The following is an 18,712-nucleotide window of genomic DNA, read 5'->3' as shown; positions in this document are numbered from 1 at the left end:
TCAAAACAAGTTGGGTTTCAGGCCTTCTTTCTTACTTCTTAACGGGACAGCAGTGCTCTTCTATATTAGTTTTACACATTCAGAAAACCATTGAACGACAGGAGGTCAAAATGGTTGGCGCCCTCGGTAATAACAATAGAAATCTTCTCAAGGCAGTTCTCGCAGCCGGTTTCATCGCCCTCGCCTTTGGCTGGTCTTCGCAGACTTACGCCGTTGATATAGAGGCAACCTCTGCTGCAGGTGAGGACAAGCCCAAGGCACCCAACAATCAGGATGGTGCTACAGGCGGAAGCAGCGATCCCGCCACTGCAACCACACCGGCGGCAAGCGAGGGAGATAAGGAAAATACAGCAAAGGCCGCCAGTGGCCGCGGTGGTGAGGGTGGCCAGGGCGGTGCGCTGACTGCTGACGGTGTCGGTCGTCGAGGTGGCGATGGAGGTGGCGCAGGCCTTGCCAAGGCGACGGCTAAATCGACCCATACCTCCGGCGATGCCGAAGCCACTGCCACAGGCGGGCCTGGCGGTACGGGCGGTAAGGGTGGCGCCGGTCGCAATGCCAATGGCGGCCGTGGTGGTGATGGCGGCAAGGGTGGTGATGCCGAGGCGGCGGCAACTGCCGTGTATGCCAACAGCAAGGCCACTGGTGGTGTAGGCGGTGTTGGTGGTGATGGTGGTGGGTACATTGGCAAGGCCGAAAAAGGCAAACCTGGCGATGGCGGTGACGGTGGCAATGCCAATGCAACCACCACGGGTGCATCAAGCGCCTGGTCTACCGCCGATGGCGGCAAAGGTGGCAATGCCGGGCCTGGATCGAAGCCTGGTGGTGCTGTTGGTGGCCAGGGGGGCAATGCGACGGCAATGGCTACGGCGACGACCGCTGATCGCAGTAACGCCTCTGCTTCCGCCACTGGCGGTGATGGTGGTCTGGGCGTGTCACAGGGGAAAGCTGGCTACGCCAAGGCCGTGGCCAACTCCCAGGGCTTTGACGGCACTAGCAGCGCCTTCGCCACCAGCGGCAGCGGCTGGAGTGGGAATACCACTACCGATCCATTCGGCAAACCAATTTCCAATGCCTCTGCGCAAGCGACGACAACTGACGGCAAGTCGGCAACCGCCAATGCCGACAGTTCTCGTTTAACACTTGGCTCGGCCGGGGCCAAGGCTGATAGTTCCCGCGCCAAAGGCAATACCCAGGCAGATGCAACGGCAAGGGCTGGCAAGGAGTTTGGCCGCGCCAGGGCCGAGGCGACTGCAACGACTGGTGAAGGTACGGCTGTTGCCACTGCAATTGGCGATGTCAATGGCCGCGGTCTTGATAACGCCACGGCCAAGGCCACCGCCAATGGCACGACTGATACCGGCAAGGCGGTGGCAAAAGCCAATGCCTTCGGTAGTGAGATGAATCAGAAAGTAAAGAAGGCATCCAGTGAGGCTACCGCACCGACCAAAAGCCCGGCCACTGCATTTACGCAGGCAGGGCTTGGCGTTGCAATGAGTTCCCTGCCGCCGTTTGAAACGGCCAGTGTCGGCGGCTTTGCCGGTGGCATTGCGATGGGTGATCCATTGCTGAGTGATGTGGAGAGCGCATTGCAAGGCAGCCCAAACGCTTCGACGCTGCTGGACGAGCTGGTGCACGCCAACGGCCTGGGCATGATGAATATTGCCGATCTCTCTGGCAGTGCGGGAATGGCGACCTATTCTGTGTCGTCGGAGTTTCTTATCGATGCCTCCAAAGTCAGGCCTAGCAGTCATCTCAAGCTGGGGCTGTTTGATTTCGATTTGAACGGCATGTTCAGCGAGGTCAGTCTGGCGATCATGCTCAATGACGCCAACTCCATGCACTCTTTTTATTGGCAGGCTGAAACCGACACTCTCGATACGCTGCTCGATTATTTCAGTGACAACGTTTTGGATCTTGGCACCTTTGGTGCGCTCTCTTCGGAGGACTATCTGATCGATGCCATGTTCACACTCACCGCCACCACCACGGCTGACCCGCAGTTGGCCAATATACGGTCGGGCTATGTGCTGACGACAAGTATTCTCGAACCCGGAACGGTGTTGCTGATTGCCTTGGGGGCGTTTGGAATGCTCATGCTCCGTTACCGGGATAGGCGGCGATTAAACCGAGCGGCACCAGCGAGTTGAAAAGTCGGGATTAGCGCTTATCCAGCAGTTTGTCCTGATACTGCCGCTCGCTGACGAAGTCGATGGTCTCCCTCCGGTATTGACTCAGTTGCAGGCGCAGGTAGCGCAGGCGGCGTTCGGCCTTGTCGCGGTAAGGGGTCTTCAGCTGGGTCGCTCCTGCGCATCCCTGCGCCCGCGACACTAGTGAATCCCTTCACGTCGTGACGGATGTTGCCATTCGGCGTGAGCGACAGCCGCTTCTCTAACACCGCCGGTCGGCTGACGTACCGGCACAGCCGTTCCAGCTTGTTGCGTTCATGGGCCCTCGCTTGCGCCCCGGCGTGCAAGCTAAAGCCAGCTACCTGGCCACCCCGGCGTCGAACGGCTCGTCGCACGCCGGTACCGTTTGCAGGGAGAGCATACTTCCCATCAGGTCCACTAAGGGTACCTCCATCCACACCGTGCATGGCCTGAGATAAATCGTGGTCTGGCCCTTATTACCTGTGGCCCCTATTACCTGGTGTGGCCCCTATTACCTGGTCTGGCCCCTATTACCTGGTGGTGCACTGCAATCTGAAATAACCATATTATACTTGTGGCTATTCTCTACGTTTGCCACTTCACTTTACGTATAGCAGGCAAATTTTACGCCAAAATACCATGAACTGAATTACATATAGTTGTTTCCTATTTATAGTGATTCGGGTATCGTCCCTGCGGACAAATTAGAGTTATTCTTACAAACAGGCTTCAAAAAAAACATAACTGGGAGCAGGCTATGAATAAGGACGTGGTAGGGAAGTCAATTGCTAGCAATCGTAATTGTGTTGTTTTCAAGGGATCTGGAATTTCAACCTTTTGGCCCCGTGCCGGTGCAATCGCTGCAACTTGCGCACTGCTCATGCTCTCTGCAGGCGCCCATGCGGCGGCAATCGCCTATGATGCGGGGACGCTGAACTTCGAAAGCACTGGCCAAAGCATGTGGGGTACCGGTGCTGCGTTTAGAAAAGAAGAGTCGGTTTTTGTCGGGACGCAATGGACCAATAAAACCGCATCCTTTGGTGGCATTGCGGGCAGTGTCACCTCAACGACGGTTAACACCAATCCCCTTTGGGCAGCCTGGTGGACCTGTAAAAATACCATTGATGTGTTATGCGGAGACGAGCCAGCGAAGTGGCCTGTTACCACGACTGTAGACACCCGCACAGGCGCTGAGCTAAAAGTCACCAGTTCCGGCAAGGTCGGCCTGGAGTTTGGCTATTCCATCGATAGCGGTTCAGTGGATTCCACCGTGCAGTTTTCCGCCTTGGCCGATTTGCCGGATGCCCCGGTTGAAACCACCGATATCATTGATCTGAACGCCAACAGTCTGCTCGATAGCGGTACCATTGAAACCCAGTCGCCGAAGGTTGAGGCCTACATCAGTGCCATCATGCAGCTTTCGGGATCCGTTAATGCAAAAGCCTGCGGCATACTGCTTGGCTGTGCGGAAGGCAGCACCGCGATTCCCACGGTTGACATGGATCAACGTATTCTTTCCGTCGATCTGAATAGCCTTAAGGTGCTGGATGGGATATTGCCAGGTGACGAACCATTGGCCGAAGTACCCATACTCAATCAATCTCTCACCCTGGAAGGCGCCGCATCGCCTCTTCCGCCATACGCGGGTTTCAAGCTAACAGGCCCTGGTGGTCTGACCCTGGCAAGCACAGTACCACCTGGTCCTGCCGTCAGCGTTGATTTGGCGGAAATAGAAGTACAGATTCCAGATATTGAGACCAGTGGTACTAAGTCTGGCCCTGGTACGATCTCGTCCAGCGGTCGCGATGATTTTCTTTCCGCACAACTGGATCTTGACGGCGCCGCCACGCTCTTGGGAGGACTTCCTCCATTAGGACTGAATGCAACATTGATTGATATTCCAGGTATCAAGGTTGAAGCCAGCCTGGATCTCATTGATGCGGATGCGGGTCCTGTTTTGGGTATTACCCAGAAATTCGACCTGGTGCCTACACTTATGGTGGAACTCGCATTCAGCAATCCTCTTCAGATTGCCGGCATGCTTGATCCACAAACGAGCTGGACCGGCAAATGGTCAGATCTTCCAGATTTTTCCTTATTCGAAACCACCACCTTCTCGCCAACCTACTGGATCGATGCCATGCTCACAAACGATTTCGGCATCGATTTAGGCTTGATAGGCACGCTGGATGTGCTCAAGCTGGGGGCCACCGCATCAGTTGCCGGCGTCGAGGTACTGGGTATCGGTCCCATCAGCTTGAATGGCCTACTCGGACTCGGCAATACCTTGTTTGAGACAGACAAGCTCGACTTTTCGGTATACGACTTCTCGTTTGGCCTGGGTGGCTTCGAACGCATAGCAGGCAATGAATTCACCATCGGTGTTCGGGTTCCAGAACCCGGTACCATCGGAATGTTACTCATTGGATTGTTCGCCATGGGCTTCCTGCGTCGCCGTTACGAATCTACAGACCGTAAGGGATACGCATTTTGATACCACAGAATCTCTGTAAAAGATTCTTTGTTGTTGTCGTAACGACTCTGTTAGTAAACCCCCTGATGTCTCAGGGGGTCTTTGCCGCGGACGACAAAGGGCAATTTGCGCTTCGTGGTGCCGGGCTACTTCCCTGTGCCATTTATGTGAAAGAACGTGAGGCAAAATCAGAGGCCTATCTGATGACAGCCGGATGGATTGACGGCTTCATCACCGGTTCAAACCAGTATTCACCGGAAACCTACGATCTACTGTCGTTTGAAACCACGGAACTGCTGACGGCTATTCTCGACAAACATTGCATAGCCAATCCAAAGGACCGGGTGTTTGCCGTACTGAAAAGCCTGTTTCAGAAGTTGCACCAGGATCGTTTGCAAACGCTTTCAGAAAAGACGGAAGTGGCCGTCGGTGATCGAAAGACCTCACTTTATGTGGAAGTCCTTAAGCGCATACAAAAGACCCTTACCGCCAAAGGCCTGTACAAGGGGAAGGTCAATGGGAGTTACGATCAATCCACCATTGACGCCATGAAAGCATTCCAGCGTTCAGTGAAACTTGAGCCAACAGGATTCCCCGATCAAGTAACGCTATGGCGTTTACTGCGAAGTGACGACTAAGGAGTATTAGGTTCAAAGTGTCCCACACGGGTCCCGCGCAGGCAGAGCGCTATCTACGACAACTTGCCAACCCGGCCCCGGTGGTTGCCTCATCCGCAACAACCGGAAAAGGCATACAGGCCTGGCTTGCGTGGCTGGAACAGGAAATCGATGCCCACCGGGCAAGAATCAAAAATGGCGGCAGCACCCGCCCCGTTATTCAAGCGGATGGCATACGCTTTCATCCGATTAATACACCGTCAACCAACAACATCGGGTTCCATCAGCATCGATAATACCGAGATTGTCCCGGTCAATAATTCCCCTACGTGACTAGGCTAGGGATAGCGTCGAAAGTTGGTTTTTCTTCACCCTCATGCCAACAACAATCGTCAGACCAAACAATAACAACACATAAGTATCGGGTTCCGGTACACCAAGCGCTTCGGCAAACAAATTCGCCATCAGGGTATGGCCAGCCGTCGTGGGGTGCAGGGTATCCCAGAACAGATAGTTTTGGGGATCGGCACAAATAGTAGGGACACCACCGGCATACAGTATCAATTCATTGAAACACGCATCGCTGGCATTGGTCAGTCCGTACGCAAATGGATCCGCCGCGATATCACGAATCAACCCCGCGGTATCAGGCGTGATGATATCCAAACCCAGTGACATAAGGGCTATATCCAGGTACCCGTTATAGGCTGTGGTTACCGCACTCAACGACTCCGATAACCCAAAGGCACTCGCCCGGGGCGTCAAACCCAGATCGGGCATGTTGGGCACCAGAAAGTGTTGAGCGCCGATGGCATTCAGTGTTGCAACCGCGGTGGCAATATTGTTGACACCATTAGCAATCGCTGCTGGTATCTGCGTGGGATCCGTGATCGATATGAAATCATTGGGGCCGGCCCACACAACATAGAGGGCATTGGGATCTGCCATACCGCCGGTCGATGTCAGAAAATAATTGATCTCATCTGACAGTCCCCAGAAATCCACACCCGCTGGCCCATCGAGATCCCAGGCATTGTTATAACCCGTGCCGGCGCCAAGCCATGAATAGTTCGTCGATTGTTGGTACGGCAACCCAAGGCGTGGTGACAACTGTTCAACCCAGAGCGGCCCGTTTGACGAGCGTCCTTGGTCATAATAAGGAGCTGGCGGCAGGATACCGCCGGTGGCGGCATACATATTTCCTGTGTCTGAGAGGCTATCGCCAAACACGTAGAGATTGCTATACGGTATGGCAATGGCAGTCGCCGGCCAAATCAGGCACGCGGTTAGCAAGCCGAAAATCCATTTCGCGTTCGTCATTATTCTATCCTCGCTGAAATCACAAATGTCACGCACTTCCGATGCCCCGAATTCACAACCCCATCAAGTTCAGAAGCGAGTACGAAATAAGTGTAGATTAGATTTCGACGAGAGTTTTGTTAGAACAGGTCAGGCGTAAAAACATCTGATTTTACGAAAGGCAATCGGGAAAATCGGGTGATGAATAAAGGCGGACCGATTCCTTTTGCTGGTGATTCACTTGTCGCCGCAACCTACCTGCCCGCACTGGCAACCGTTGTCGTAAGACCGCCAACATCGCCCCGCCACATCGCCATTCATGTTTCAGTGGTTTGCACAGCGCCTGCATTAGGCGCGGGTGCCGTGGATGACGCCTGCGGGCTCGGTTGCCAGCAGGCCCGAAACCCGCCAAAATATCGGCCCCTTTGCGCGCAAGCCGTCCCACCGCAGGGTCTGGCTGCGCTCTGCCCCTGAGCTATACAATTGCTTGGCGTGGTTCGTCCTCAGCAGCCACAATCCGGCCAGCGGTCACACTGTTGCTTTACTATACAACCGGGACTCGCCGATGTAGCGATGGTGAGGGCAATTCGGCCTGGTCATCCTGCACTGGACCGGGCATAATCGCTTGGGACACGCCCACAAACAGCAAAAAACTGAAAAACGATGCCGCGATCTTCCTCCAAGCCACTGACGTTCATCGACGCCTTCGCGGGGTGTGGTGGTCTGTCCCTCGGACTGATGCAAGCGGGCTGGACCGGCCGCTTTGCGGTCGAGCGCGACAAGTTCGCCTTCGCCACTCTGAAGGCGAACTTGCTGGCAAAGAATTCGCCTCACAAGTACGTCTGGCCACGCTGGCTCCCCAAAGAGCCAATAGGCATCGTCGAACTCATCAGCCAGTACCGAGAGAAGCTCGAAGCATTCGCGGGCACCGTCGATGTGCTGGTCGGCGGGCCGCCGTGCCAGGGCTTCTCCAGCGCGGGCCGGCGACAGCATGATGATCCGCGTAATCAGCTGTTTACCTCTTATTTGAATTTGGTCGACATCATCAAGCCCAAGGCGGTCTTGATCGAGAACGTCCGGGGGTTCACTCTCGATTTCAGCGCTGACGAAGAGATCAAGAACTTTTCGCAGACGCTCAAAGCACAACTATCTGGCGCGTACACAGTCCATGAGCAGTTGCTCGACCTATCAATCTTCGGCGTACCGCAGGCGCGTACGCGCTACTTCGTTCTCGCTTTTCGCTCTGAATTGAATGTTCCTGATCCATTTGCTCATCTTCAAAGTAGCCTACCTTCTTTCTTGCGTTCGTTGCGCCTATCAGTCCCAGTCTCGTCTTCGGCAGCAATTTCAGATCTTGAGGTCAGTCGCAGCGGCACTCAACCATCCTCGGAGAGCAAGGGTTTCGAAGAGACTCGGTATGCCGGCCCTCTCACCCGCTACCAAAAGCTGATGAACTCAGGGTGTAAAGTTCCCGCTGACCTGCGTCTGGCACGTCACTCCGTGAACATTACTGATCGCTTCAAACAAATAATCGAGCTGAGCCACGCCGAAGGCCGACTTAACACCAGCATTGGCACTGAAATGCGCGCGCGTTTCGGCCTTAAGAAGATGGCACTGCGGGTACTCGATCCTGATCGCCCGTCGCCAACAATCACAAGCATGCCAGATGATCTACTGCATTATTCAGAGCCGCGTACGCTGACGGTTCGCGAGAACGCACGGCTGCAGACCTTTCCAGACTGGTACTCATTCCAGGGCAAGTACACGACCGGTGGTCACCTTCGAAAACAAGAAGTGCCTCGCTTCACGCAAGTGGCCAACGCGGTACCGCCGCTTGTGGCGCGCGCGATTGGCGAGACGTTGACAGATCTGCTCAGAAACAAGCCTACGACAGCGGGCGCGAGTGATCGCAAGGTCTGCTCACTGTTGCATGGCGTCCAGCAGGGCGCGGAAGTCCGCGCGTAGGCTTAGAATCAACTTACGAAGCTCCCGCATCTGGGCGATGTCGACAACCTTTCCGGTATCGTCAATGACGCTACTTGGCTTGCCCTGAGGAACCAAAACCGCATGCCCGAGGGTATTGCGGTCATGGACGACGCCATCGCGATACGACTGGACTGTCGTCACGCCGTCCGCATGGGCTGCGAATTCGTCCATGCCCAAGATTCTCGCCAGCATGCGCAGACGATGATCCGAGGTGAACAGCATGTGCGCCTTGAACAAGGCTTCAACGCTCGGTGTAGCATTGAGCTTCTCGCCTTGCTTGGCGATGTTCTTCACCTGTTCTTCCACGCGCCTAAGTGCTTCCTCAACGAATTTGGCCTTGCCTGCGTCATCGAGCTTGCCGTGCGCCATGGCCAAGCACGTGTTGACCATGTAGTCGATATCACTCGTGGCCCCCATGACGATCCCGCGAGTGTGATCAAGGTCGAGTACCTTCTTGATCAGCGAATCGAAGACGCCGACCACCTCGTCGACTAGATCATCTCGGTGCGCACAGTAGACGCCTTCCAGCTGCTTCTCAAAGGCTTTCTGACGCAGTTCCATAGCTGGCGTTTGCCCAGAATAGAAGACAACGTCTTTGTATGGAACGGACTCGCGGATGCGAATGATCGCGTCTTCTCCATACTCGCCCTTACCGAGATCCCAATCCACCAGGATCAGGTCAACCTCGTCTGTAAAGACGTCTTCCGAGATGGCCTCCTCCACCTGATAAATCGTGGTGCACTGGCGGGGCTTGAATTCGAACCCTTCGTCCGCCATTTGCAATTTAATTTTCTTGATCTGCGCGGCCACGCTGTCAGGCTGGTCATCTACCCATAGCACGTTGAAATCGAGTCTCACGCTTTTTTCCCCTTCGCGGCGATTTTGATGACAAAGCCCAGGCCTTTCTCCACTTGATCGTCGAGTTCGATGCTGCCCCCCATTTCACCAAGGGCTTGCCGGACATGATAGAGGCCTAAGCCCGAGCCCTGTGTGGTGGTGTACCCCATCTGAAAAATGTGTGAGCGGTTTGTGCCTGGAGTCAGGCCGCGCCCGTTGTCACTCACATGAATCGTTAGGCCACTCTTACCCTCTTGTGACAGGACGAACTTGATACGAGACGCCCTGACCTTCCTCGCATTGCTGATCAGGTTGTCAACAATGATCGACGCGTCGATTGGGTTGAAGCATAGCTTTATACCAGGGTGCGTATTCTCGGCTATGATCCGCAGCCGGGCGCTGCCCGTGGTACGAGCAATCTGTTCAATGTAGTCGTAGATGAACGCGGCGAGGTCAGTCTCAATCTTTTCTGAGTCGAGTTTAAAGTTAGCCTTCGCCGCGAACTTCGTCACCGACATGACCTTCCTGTTGAGAAAGGCCATCTGCTCCAGCGTCTTGAGAACGGTACCGCGCGGTATCGATGTCTTGCCGGCGGTTTCGGTCAGGAAGTTCTCGATCTGCTGGGCAATGTCCACAGCATAGATCGTCACCTGATGATGCAGGTTTAGGATAGTGGCGGTGTCCACGTTAACGAAGGATTCCAGGAAGTGCGCACGGCGCCGCTCCGTTTCCACCTCTATTTCTGCCGTAGCAGCGCGGCGGTTTGCAGTTTCTGCCAGCGCCAGCGCCTTGTCGGCAACGCGGCGCGCATCGGCCTCAGACTTCTTTAGATCGTCGAATCGGCGTTCTGCCTCGTCGAGACGCGCTAGCATTTTCGAGTCGCTCGCTTTCTCGGCGATTGCCCGCAGACTGACCAGCGATGTCTCGAAATCACTGGAGCGCTCGTTGATCAAGTCGACGAGCCGCTTGCTGTACTCGATCAGACGCACCTTTTCGTTGTCAACGAGATTGGCAACCGCTGCCGACACACGCGCGCGCCCTGGGTCCGTCATCAAACGAGACAGATCATCTGTCTTCCCGTCTGCCTCGTCCTTCCAAGACACCGGGACAACGTACTTCTCCAGGCGCTTCAAACAGTGATCCATGACCGCTTTGCGCAGCTGACTGGAAGCGGGAGTTTCGATCAGCCCCTGGTTGCGGCTTGAGGCTTCCTGGAAATCTTCGTCCGTTCCCGACACGTCGACGCGACCGATGATTTCTCGCGTTCCTAGAAAGCGCGCGTAACCCTGCTGCTTACGGCGACCAAACCCAAACCAGTCATCACCGTCTTCGCCGATTGGGTAGACGCGGAAGTTATTCCTGAAGAGGAAAACCGATCCGAACTGTGTGGAAGGCAAGCCAACTCGTCGAGCGAATGTAATCTTCGCTGACTGGTTGAGGTAATAGATCTCGCATCTAAACCCCGCATCCTTAAGATCGTGATACGGATTCGGTTCGGCGATTCGATAGATCACCTCTCCACGGTCCGTGAGCGTTGTGAGCAGTTCCTCACCGTCGATGATAACCCGAATGAATGTTGTCTTATCTTGCAGCGTAGAGAAGATGAAATTGCCGATCTGGCCGTTGACTAGATCCTTGGGAAGCGGCTTCTCCTTTTTCTTGGCATGGAGTGCAATTAGCCGTTTGTCCTCTACTACCTCGGCCGGTGCGGTGATGTGAATACCAAAGCCGTCAGTCTCTTCTCCGAAAGGATTGATTAGCTTCGCCAGCGAGGCCTTCAGATCAAGAATGCGCTGTCGCGGCCACGGACGCCTCAGCCGTTTAATGGTTACTACGGTTCCATGCTTGAGTTTCGATTCGAACCTGCGCAACTCGCGCGGCAGCTGGAACGCGTCCTGTTTGGCATAGCGGACGGGAACCTTCTCAAAATGCTCCTTGGCGTCCTTTTCGAACAGCTCCCAATCGACGGTCAGCTGATGGACCGCCTTAGCACGGCCACGAGGGCGGCTTTGTATGACAACCTCCTCACCCAGTCGATCAGACGAAAAGCGTCCGATTCCCTTGCTCCCGGCGTAGTGCCTACGCTCCGCGGCGATGTTGCGAAAGTCGTCCGCAGAGCGGTCGGTGCGCTTGGACGAATAGGCAACGAACAGCCACTTATCCGTGAGGTCTTCGTAGGACATGCCGGAGCCATTATCCGCAATGACGACCACGCCGACGCCGAAGTACAACTGCACGCTGTCAGCGCCGGCGTCGAAGGAGTTCTTGACGAGTTCGAAGATCGCAACCTCGTCATCCGTGATAAGTTCGCGGCCCAGCACGCGCTTAAGGCCCGTGCTGACGTCGAAGTGTAGACTGTCCTTTGTTGCCAAACTCAACTCCCTCTTTCAACCTTTCCCAACGGATAAATGGGAGATAAATGGGACGCTTCCCTTGATTGCTTTAAAGAACTCCTTATCCGGCCAGCACATCCGTGATTTTTATTCATCTGCATCACCCTCCGCCAAGCCATCAAATGCCACGGCGCCACGATGATTTTCCTCTTCTTCTTTAATCTTCACCACGTTGGAGTCAACGTTTCGCATTATGTCTTCAAACGCTTCCCGCAACCAAGTTTCTGCTCTTGCCAGTTCCTGCTCCGCCATTTCAGTGACTCTGGCGAAATCAGCCGATAGCGACTTGCAATCTGTAATGAAATGTCGCCAGTGGATTTGTTTCAGGGTATTTTCGTTAGCGAAGAAGTATAGGAAGAATAAACGTCCTTTTTGCCCAGGTCCAACGATAGTTAGTCGTCATTGACCCGCCACGCAGCCGTTCAATCTTCCAAAATCCGGCCTGAATTCCACTCTTACGCTGAAATTCCACACAAATGTTCAGGGTCCGAATATTCAGGGCAGGGTCTGTTCAGAGTCAAGTCTTGATATAACGGTATATCGCGCCTCCTTGAGAAACTGTTCAGTGCCCTCCGTTCACCCTGTTGGTGTGGATTATATTCAGTCGATTACGACTGTTTTTCTGACCACTGCCCAGGCGCCGCTCCGAGCTCTGCCACCTCGTTGGAAACAAGCCAAAGGGACAAGTATCCTCTCTACCCTTTATCTCTACCGTGCTGGGGAAGCTTACACCTCTCTATATGTTTTTGCTGATTCCGCGTGGACGCAAAAAAAACACCCTCTCTACCTGGCTTTTCCTGTTGCCGTAAGACCGCCTACATCGCCCCGCCACATCGCCGTTCGCGTTTCAGTGGTTTGCACAGCGCCTGCGGGCTCGGTTGCCAGCAGGCCCGAAACCCGCCAAAATATCGGCCCCTTTGCTTGTGCGCGAGCTGCCCCATCGCAGGGCCTGGCTGCGGCGGGCACAACCATAACTACATCGAAAAAGGTAAACCCATGACCCGTTCCCACGACCTCTTCATTGCCGCCCAGACCCACATCCCCGGTGGCGTCAATTCGCCGGTGCGCGCCTTCCGTGGGGTGGGCGGTGACCCGGTGTTTTTCAAGTCCAGCAAAGGGGCCTATATCACCGACGAGGACGGCAAAAGCTACGTGGATTACGTCGGTTCCTGGGGGCCGATGATTGTCGGTCACTCGCACCCCGAGGTGATCAAGGCGGTACAGGACGTGGTGGCCAACGGTCTGGGCTTCGGCGCACCCACCGCCATCGAAACGGTAATGGCCGACAAGGTCTGCGAGCTGGTGCCGTCGTGTGAGATGGTGCGCATGGTCAGTTCCGGCACCGAGGCCACCATGAGCGCGATTCGTCTGGCCCGCGGTTACACCGGCCGCGACAAGATTGTGAAATTCGAGGGCTGCTACCACGGCCACGCCGACTCGCTGCTAGTGAAGGCCGGTTCCGGCGCCCTGACCCTGGGCGTGCCGACCTCGCCGGGCGTGCCCGCCGCGTTGGCCGCGCTGACCATCACCCTCACCTACAACGATATCGACTCGGTAAAACAGGCCTTCGCCGAGATCGGCAAGGACGTGGCCTGCATCATCGTCGAGCCGGTGGCCGGCAACATGAACTGCATCCCGCCGGTACCCGGCTTCCTCGAAGGCCTGCGCGAGATCTGCGACGAATACGGCTCCGTGCTGATCCTCGACGAGGTGATGACCGGCTTCCGCGTCGCCCTCGGCGGCGCCCAGCAACACTACGGCATCACCCCCGACCTCACCACCCTGGGCAAGGTCATCGGCGGCGGCCTGCCGGTGGGCGCCTTCGGCGGCAAACGCGAGATCATGGAATACATCGCGCCGCTGGGCCCGGTGTACCAGGCCGGCACTTTGTCGGGCAATCCGGTGTCCATGGCCGCCGGTCTCAAGACCCTGGAACTGGTCTCCGCGCCGGGCTTCCATGACGGCCTCAGCGCTGCGGCCACACAGCTTTGCGAAGGCCTGAAGACCCGCGCCAGGGCGGCCGGCATTCCACTGACCACCAACCAGATGGGCGGCATGTTCGGTTTCTTCTTCACCGAGGAAGAACATGTTACCAACTTCGCCCAGGTCTCGGCCTGCGATATCGAGCGCTTCCAGAAATTCTTCCACCTGATGCTGGACGAAGGGGTGTACCTGGCGCCCTCGGCCTACGAGACCGGTTTTGTCTCCGCGGCCCATGGCGAGGCCGAAATTGCCGCCACCCTGGACGCCGCGGAAAAAGTCTTCGCCCAATTGTAATGACCCGGAGACAAAAAATGACGCGGACACGGATGTCCCTGCGGCCGTGTAGGGTGTACCCTCCAGGGCATAAAGGCACCGCCCACCAGTTCACTGCGCTTAAGTATTTTTGGTGGGCGGTGCCCACCCTACTATTCTCGATTGCCAGCCATTCCGTGGCCGCCGCGCCCATCCCGGTGCATGTCCAGCCGTTTGCCGAACTGGCCATCTATCCCCCACTCAGTGCCCCGGCCACGGTGGTGAGCGACAACCACAGCCGCCTTAGCGCCGAGCTCCAGGCCCGGATTGTGGACATCCCCGTGCAGGTGGGCGACCGCGTCGAAAAGGGCGCGTTGCTGGTGCGCCTCGATGGCCGGGATTTTGAGCTGATACAGCAACAGGAGGCGGCGGCGCTGGCGGCGGTCGAGGCCAGGCTGGGGCTGGCGGACTACGAACTGCAGCGGGCCCGCGCCCTGTCCGAGCAACAGGCGGTCTCCGAACAGCTGCTCAAGCAGCGCGAGGCCGAGCGCGACGCCCTGCTGGCCGAACGGCAGGGGCGACAGGCCGCCGTCGCCCAGGCCCGCCAACAACTGGACAAGACCGAGATCCGTGCGCCCTTCGCGGCGCTGATCATGGAGCGCATCGCCCAGCTCGGTGAACTGGCCCATCCGGGCACCGCGTTGCTGCGCATCATGGACACCCAAAACCTGGAACTGGCCGCCCGCCTGTCGCCTGCCCAGACCGCTGACCTTGCTTATAATGAACCGCGAGAGGAACAGCGCCATCGCGCGCCGGTGTTTGTGAGCGCAGGGCAGCGCTACCCGGTCAGCCTGCGCCGCATTGTCCCGGCGCTCGATACCCAGGCCCGCACCCAGGAGGCCCGCCTGCGCTTCACCGCGCAACCACCCCTACCCGGCGCCGCCGGCAGGCTGGTGTGGTCACCGATCCAGGCCCACCTGCCGGCCGAGCTGATCAGCCAGCGTCAGGGCAGGCTGGGGGTGTTGGTGCAGGCCGGCGACACGGCCCGCTTCGTGCCTATTGAGGGGGCCGAGATCGGCCGCCCGGCGGTGGCGGGACTGGAGCCGGAGACGGCCGTCATCACCGAGGGCCGTTATCGCCTGAATGACGGCGATGCGATCTCGGTGCTCGACACCGGCAGCGCGGTACTGCCCTGAACCGGCGGCGCCGGTTACTATTGATCGCGGCTGCAACCCCCTCAGGCGCAGCGCGCCACCATCAGGTCGAAGTCATCGTTCATGTCCATCATGTCTTCCTTGCGGATCTGCAGGCGGTACCAGTCACGACACACCTGCTGGGCGGCCTCGACGCTGTCAAAGGTCCACAGCACGGCGCCGTTATCCGCCATCAGGGTCGCCGTTTTGTTGGGCCATTCTCGAATAAAAAAGGTCATTGCATTTCTCCTCTTGCCTGTTGATTACCAAACACCGGCCTACCTACCGTGGTGTGCATCACGCGGTTTCCCTGCCACTTCACCAGCGGTTACACGGGCAATGTTGCCGAGAATGTGTGTATGCTTGATGACGGCACTGTGAAGCTTTTGTGAAAAACCAGCCGTTAACCATCATCAGGGCGTGGGGAGTGTGCGATGTGGCTTAAGGCCTTGCTGAGTAACCATGTGTTGGCCAACACCAGCTTCGCGGTGGTGTTGCTGGTCGGCAGCCTGAGTTATCTGCAACTGCCGCGGGCCCAGGACCCTGACGTCAATTTCAACTGGATCAGCATCGTCACCGCGCTGCCGGGCGCCGCCGCAGGCGATGTGGAAAAGCTGGTCACCGATCCGCTGGAAGAGGCCATCCAGAAAGTGCAGGACATCAAGTTTGTCTCCAGCACCAGTCGCGAGGGTATCTCCGACATCCTGGTGCGCTTTGAAGATATCGATGAGCGCCGCTTCGACAAGCGCATCAACGACCTGCGCCGCGAGATCCAGAACCGCGCCAATGCGGAGCTGCCGGCCGAGGCCGTGGATCCGGTGATCCTGGAGATCACCACCTCCAATAATTTTCCCACCGCCACCCTGATCCTCACCGGCGAGGCCAATGACGAGGTGCTGCGCAAGGCGGCGCTGAACGTGCGCAAGGACCTGGAACGCATCAAGGGGGTGAACAGCGTGATCGAGGCCGGTTTTGCCGAGCCGGAATTACAGGTCAGCTTCGATCCCGTCCTGCTGCGCAACAAGGGCGTTACTCCCGCCCAGCTTGCCGATACCGTGCGCAGCTATTTTCGGGACGTGGTCGCCGGCGACCTGCACCTGGGCCAACAATCCTGGTTAGTGCGGGTGATCGGCACCGATGCCGACCCAGGCTACCTGGCCGGCCTGCCGATCATCGGCGTGCCGCAGCAGATCACCATCGGCGAACTCGCCCAGGTCAGCTGGGGGCACGACCGATTCACCAAGCTATCGCGCTTCAATGGCCGGCCCGGGGTCACGCTTGCCGTCACCAAGCAGGCCACCAGCAATATTCTCGATCTGGTTGAGCGCATCAACCACTACCAGCAACAGAAAAACCCTGTGCTGGCGCAGTCCGGCCTACAGCTCACCCTGCTCGACGACCAGACCGAAAGCACCCGCGAGGCGATCGATATCATGCAGGGCAATGCCCTGCTCGGCCTGCTGCTGGTGATGCTGATCACCTGGATATTTCTCGGTGCGCACATCGCCTTTTTTATCGGCATCGGCATCCCCTTCACCCTCGCCGGCACCTTCTGGTTGCTCAGCGCGACGGGCCAGACCCTGAATCAGAATATCCTGCTGGGGGTGGTCATCGTGCTCGGCATGCTGGTGGATGACGCGGTGGTGGTGGTGGAGGCCATCTACTACCGCCTGCAGCGTGGCGCGCAGACCCTGCAGGCCGCGCTGGATGCCCTGGCCGAGGTCTTCACCCCGGTGACCGCCTCGGTCACCACCACCATGGCGGCCTTTTTGCCGTTGATGCTGATGCCCGGCATTGTTGGCAAGTTCATGTTCGTGGTGCCGTTTGTGGTCTCCGTGGCGCTGGCCATCAGCCTGCTGGAGGCCTTCTGGATGCTGCCCGTGCACCTCTCCATGAGCAGGCTGGACCTGTCATCACCGGGTAGGCTGCAACGTCAGCGCAGCCGCTTCAACCACTGGCTGCGCCTGAAATACAGCCGGCTGCTGGTCCGGGTGTTGCGCCGGCCGAAGCGTTCGCTGGCGCTGGTGCTGGTACTGTTTCTCGCGGCCCTGGGCGCCATCGGCAGCGGCATGGTGCGGCTGGAATTTTTTGCCTTCGACCCGATGCGCGCCTTTTACATCAATGTCGAGATGCCGCCAGGCAGCACCCTGCAACAGACCATGGATACCGTGGAGGCCATCGCCAACAAGGCGCGCCGGCACCTGCGCGACGACGAGACCCGCGCCGTCAGCGCCACCGCCGGGCAGATGTTCACCGAGACCGCGCCGTTTTTTGGCGACAACTATGGCCAGGTCTTCATCAGCCTGAATCCCAAACGCGGCGACATGCGCGAGGTAGGCGAGGTCATCGACGCCATGCGCGCCGAGGTGATGGACACCGCGGCCCCGCGCCTCATCACCCTGTTCAAGCTCGCCAAGGGGCCGCCCGTCACCAAACCCATCAGCATCAAGATACGCGGTGACAACTTTGCCGAACTGCGGGCGGCAACCGATGCCCTGCGCGAGATCATGCGCGGCATGCCAGCGGTGCGGGATATCGCCGACAACGACAGCCCGGGCAAGCATGAGCTCAAACTGCAACTGGATACCGACGCGGTACACCGTAGCGGCCTGGCCCCCGCCGCCGTGGCCAACACCGTGCGCCTGCTGTTTGACGGTGATGTGGTGGCCTCGATGCAATACGAATCGGAACGGGTGGAGGTGCGGGTGCAGGCCCAGCGCAGCAGCCTGCAGAGCATCGATCAATTGCTGGCAACGCCGCTGGCCCTGCCGCAGGGCGGCGAGATACCGCTGGGCGAGCTGGTGTCGGCGGAGACCGGCCTCACCCGCAGCAATATCCGCCACCACAATTTCCGCCGCGCCATCAGCCTGGAGGCCGATCTCGATAAATCACAGATGGATACCCTGGAGGCCAACCGGCTCATCCTGCAGGACTGGGAGAAGATTCGTCACCAGCACCCCCGCGTCGACCTGGACTATTCCGGCGAGCTGGAAGACATCCAGGAGAGCCTGGATTCCATGCTGGTGTTATTCCTGTTCGGGATCGGACTGATCTATCTGATCATCGGCACCCAGTTCAAAAGCTACTGGCAGCCGCTGATGATACTAGCCACCGTGCCGCTGGCCTTCACCGGCGTCACCTTCGGCCTGATCGCCACCGGCAATCCGTTGAGCATGTTCACCCTGTACGGCGTGGTGGCCCTGGTCGGCATCGCGGTGAACGCCGCCATCGTCATGATCGACGCCGCCAACCGGCGGCTGAATGCCGGCATGAGCGTGTTGCATGCAACGATTTATGCCGCACGCCGTCGCGTGGTACCCATCATCATCACCTCGCTGACCACCATCGCCGGCCTGTTCTCACTGGCCGCCGGCCTGGCCGGCGAATCCCTGATCTGGGGACCGGTGGCCTCGGCCATCGTCTGGGGCCTGGCATTCTCCACCGTATTGACACTTTTTGTTATACCTTTGCTGTATCGCGCCTTTATGCGGCTCCCTGTGTCACATAGAATGACGGAATAAAACAATAAAGA

General features: G+C 57.6%; 14 protein-coding genes and 1 pseudogene. 7 read left to right on the top strand and 8 right to left on the bottom strand.

The window, feature by feature from the left end; translation table 11 throughout:
- Positions 1–2,147: hypothetical protein (locus RRB22_05760; protein MDT8383901.1), on the top strand; the 2,147-nt coding region annotated here is incomplete at its 5' end.
- Positions 2,148–2,157: 10 nt separating this feature from the next.
- Here RRB22_05760 and RRB22_05755 read toward each other — a convergent pair.
- Together RRB22_05755 and RRB22_05750 are read right to left on the bottom strand one after the other, a co-directional pair.
- Positions 2,158–2,328, bottom strand: a complete 171-nt coding sequence (locus tag RRB22_05755; protein ID MDT8383900.1) for a hypothetical protein — start codon at positions 2,326–2,328, stop codon at positions 2,158–2,160.
- Positions 2,329–2,338: 10 nt separating this feature from the next.
- Positions 2,339–2,547: pseudogene (locus tag RRB22_05750) on the bottom strand (transposase).
- Between the two features lie 357 nt (positions 2,548–2,904).
- Here RRB22_05750 and RRB22_05745 point away from each other — a divergent pair.
- On the top strand, positions 2,905–4,641 hold the full coding sequence (locus RRB22_05745; GenBank protein ID MDT8383899.1) for a PEP-CTERM sorting domain-containing protein: 1,737 nt from the start codon (positions 2,905–2,907) through the stop codon (positions 4,639–4,641).
- Between the two features lie 65 nt (positions 4,642–4,706).
- Positions 4,707–5,258, top strand: a complete 552-nt coding sequence (locus tag RRB22_05740; GenBank protein MDT8383898.1) for a peptidoglycan-binding domain-containing protein — start codon at positions 4,707–4,709, stop codon at positions 5,256–5,258.
- Between the two features lie 89 nt (positions 5,259–5,347).
- Here RRB22_05740 and RRB22_05735 read toward each other — a convergent pair whose 3' ends face one another.
- The gene (locus RRB22_05735; GenBank protein ID MDT8383897.1) at positions 5,348–5,482 is read right to left on the bottom strand and encodes a hypothetical protein; all 135 of its coding nucleotides are present in this window, start codon (positions 5,480–5,482) and stop codon (positions 5,348–5,350) included.
- A gap of 88 nt (positions 5,483–5,570) precedes the next feature.
- A complete protein-coding gene (locus RRB22_05730; GenBank protein ID MDT8383896.1) occupies positions 5,571–6,557 on the bottom strand; it encodes an SGNH/GDSL hydrolase family protein in 987 nt (328 codons plus the stop codon).
- 642 nt (positions 6,558–7,199) lie between these two features.
- Here RRB22_05730 and RRB22_05725 point away from each other — a divergent pair.
- Complete coding sequence (locus RRB22_05725) at positions 7,200–8,501, top strand: DNA cytosine methyltransferase (protein MDT8383895.1); 1,302 nt, start codon at positions 7,200–7,202, stop codon at positions 8,499–8,501.
- On the opposite strand, the gene RRB22_05720 is transcribed toward RRB22_05725, so the two are convergent.
- The 3 genes from RRB22_05720 to RRB22_05710 all read right to left on the bottom strand — a co-directional run bounded on the left by RRB22_05720 (position 8,457) and on the right by RRB22_05710 (position 12,004).
- Entirely contained in the window at positions 8,457–9,380 is a 924-nt protein-coding gene (locus RRB22_05720) for a hypothetical protein (protein MDT8383894.1), read from the bottom strand. The two genes, RRB22_05725 and RRB22_05720, sit on opposite strands and share 45 nt — an antisense overlap.
- On the bottom strand, positions 9,377–11,731 hold the full coding sequence (locus tag RRB22_05715; GenBank protein MDT8383893.1) for a sensor histidine kinase: 2,355 nt from the start codon (positions 11,729–11,731) through the stop codon (positions 9,377–9,379). The genes RRB22_05720 and RRB22_05715 overlap by 4 nt, the downstream gene beginning before the upstream one ends.
- 108 nt (positions 11,732–11,839) lie before the next feature.
- On the bottom strand, positions 11,840–12,004 hold the full coding sequence (locus tag RRB22_05710; protein MDT8383892.1) for a hypothetical protein: 165 nt from the start codon (positions 12,002–12,004) through the stop codon (positions 11,840–11,842).
- Between the two features lie 744 nt (positions 12,005–12,748).
- Between RRB22_05710 and hemL the strand changes: the two genes are divergently transcribed.
- On the top strand, positions 12,749–14,029 hold the full coding sequence (hemL, locus tag RRB22_05705) for a glutamate-1-semialdehyde 2,1-aminomutase (GenBank protein MDT8383891.1): 1,281 nt from the start codon (positions 12,749–12,751) through the stop codon (positions 14,027–14,029).
- A gap of 119 nt (positions 14,030–14,148) precedes the next feature.
- Positions 14,149–15,183, top strand: coding sequence for an efflux RND transporter periplasmic adaptor subunit (locus RRB22_05700; GenBank protein ID MDT8383890.1), 1,035 nt, complete (start codon positions 14,149–14,151; stop codon positions 15,181–15,183).
- A 41-nt stretch (positions 15,184–15,224) separates the two neighbouring features.
- Here RRB22_05700 and RRB22_05695 read toward each other — a convergent pair whose 3' ends face one another.
- Entirely contained in the window at positions 15,225–15,419 is a 195-nt protein-coding gene (locus RRB22_05695; protein ID MDT8383889.1) for a hypothetical protein, read from the bottom strand.
- Between the two features lie 195 nt (positions 15,420–15,614).
- Here RRB22_05695 and RRB22_05690 point away from each other — a divergent pair, with 195 nt between their 5' ends.
- A complete protein-coding gene (locus tag RRB22_05690) occupies positions 15,615–18,701 on the top strand; it encodes an efflux RND transporter permease subunit (protein MDT8383888.1) in 3,087 nt (1,028 codons plus the stop codon).
- Positions 18,702–18,712 lie beyond the last annotated feature (11 nt).

It is taken from the genome of Gammaproteobacteria bacterium (assembly GCA_032250735.1).
Classification (GTDB): Bacteria; Pseudomonadota; Gammaproteobacteria; order SZUA-152; family SZUA-152; genus SZUA-152.
Note: the sequence above shows the minus strand (reverse complement) of the source record. Positions and strands in the feature narration are given on the sequence as shown.